General features: G+C 59.4%; 2 protein-coding genes. Both read right to left on the minus strand.

Annotated elements, in window-relative coordinates; genetic code table 11:
- On the minus strand, positions 1-335 hold a 335-nt coding region (locus SB753_RS34315; RefSeq protein ID WP_410804472.1), incomplete at its 3' end, for an ATP-binding protein.
- Positions 325-1,842 carry an IS21 family transposase gene (istA, locus tag SB753_RS34320; RefSeq protein WP_410804474.1) on the minus strand — a complete coding sequence of 506 codons (1,518 nt, stop codon included), beginning with the start codon at positions 1,840-1,842 and terminating at the stop codon, positions 325-327. The genes istA and SB753_RS34315, both read right to left, overlap by 11 nt.
- Positions 1,843-1,953: the final 111 nt, after the last annotated feature.

The following is a 1,953-nucleotide window of genomic DNA, read 5'->3' on the forward strand; positions in this document are numbered from 1 at the left end:
TGCGTTTTCCCTGTGCCGGGTCCACCGATGAACACCACGTTCTGCGCGGACTCGCAGAATCGGACCGTGTGGAGTTCTCGCACAAGAGTTTCGTCGACGCTCGCCTGCTCGAAGTCAAAGCCGGCAAGGTCGCGGTGTGCAGGGAAACGTGCGGCAGCCATCTGGTAGTTGATTGACCGGACCTGCCGCTCAGCCGTTTCCGCCTTCAGCAGCATCTGCATGAATTTCTCCGGTTCAAAGTCGCTGTGTCTTGCCTGAGCTACCAGCTCGGGCCACGCCTGCGCCATTCCGTGGAGCTTCAACGACTTGAGAAGTGCAGCTGTTTCATTCGACATGACCATCCTCCTCATTACGCGTGACGCGAAGCTGCTCATACCGGTAGACATCCGCAAGCGGTTCGACCTTGAGCGTGATTGCTGTTCTCACCACCTCACCGGAATGAGCCGATTGGCTCTTCAGTCGCGCAAGGATGTTCAGGACATGGTCTCCGCTCGGACGTCCGGACTCCAGTGCGAGCTCGACGGCAACCAGCACGGCCTCCAGACCGTGAACGGGAGTGGCCGCGAGGACCTGGACCATTACCCGGTCGCCGCCAGTCTGCTTCAGCAGATGTCTCTGTAGGCGAAGCATCGGTTCTGGCATCGTCAGGAACGGCGCACCGTTTCTCAAAGCCCCGGGCTTACGCTCCACCAAATCGATGTAGTGCCGCCAGTCGTAAAAGGTCTGATAGCGGTCGAAGCTGCGAGGATGGCGGGCAATCTCGATGCCGTCCGCCACCAGGCTGATGTAGGTCGGATAGCAGCGCAGGCTTACGATGTGATGCGCGTACTCCGTTGGCACGCTATAGCGGTTCCGGTCGAGGTGCACCAGACTCGTTGGCGAGACGCGCACCGGCTTCTCGATGTAGCCGTCGAACGGCTTCGGAACCTGCATCAGCCGTGGACGCTCATCCGCGAGGGCGTCTTCCAAACTGAGCTCAGGCCATTGCGGATGTCTCAATTGCTTCCAGGCCTGCTGGCATCGCTCGGCCAGCCATATGTTCAGGACCTCAAGCGATTCCCACCGGATACCGATTGCATCGTGCCAAATCTGTCGGCGCCGGTCCTGGACGTTCTTTTCAACGATGCCTTTCTCCCAGCCAGCGGCCCGGTTGCAGAACTCAGGCTCGAACAGGTAGTGGCCGCACATCGCATGGAATCGCGCATTGATAGCTCGTTCCTTACCCGGGCCAACCTTATCGACGGCGGTCTTCATATTGTCATATATCCCGCGCCGGGGAACGCCGCCTAACGCGACGAACGCTCGCGCGTGGGCGTCGAACAGCATCTCATGGGTTTGGGTCGGATAGGCCACAAGCCAGAAGGCACGACTCGCGGCGAGCTTCATGTGGGCGACTTCTACGCGTCGCCTGAGTCCGCCAATGAAGACATATTCGCAGCTCCAGTCGAACTGGAATGCTTCGCCATATTCGAAGGCGAGCGGCACAAAGGCGCCACGTTGCGCCCCCGCATCGCGCTCCTTCTTCCAGTTCCGTACAAAGGCGCACACTCGGTCGTAGCTGCCGTCGTAGCCAGCCGCTCGTAAATCCTCGTACATCTGCGTCGCTGAGCGCCGTTCCCGTCTCGTACGTCGCAAATCGGCGACCAGCCAAAGTCGCAGTTGCTCCGACCACGGGTCGACGACGCTGTTGCTGACGCGTTTCGCGAATTTCGGCTCGCTCGCCGAGGGCTCGCGCAACCATCGTCGAATCGTGTTTCTCGAAAGCCCCGTCTGCCTCGCAATGTCCCGAAGCGGGACGCCATCGCGGAAATGCATCCGCCGAATCTTGGCCAACATGCTCACGGTTATCACTCCGTTCTCCTGCTTGGCGTCCAAGCAGGCAGTTGAACATGTGGGTCAATTTTCGATGCAAATTTCTATCGGAAATGGGTCAGTTTTATGCGCGTATCAACA

Source organism: Paraburkholderia sp. SIMBA_053 (assembly GCF_046534895.1).
In the GTDB taxonomy this organism is placed as follows: Bacteria; Pseudomonadota; Gammaproteobacteria; order Burkholderiales; family Burkholderiaceae; genus Paraburkholderia; species Paraburkholderia caledonica.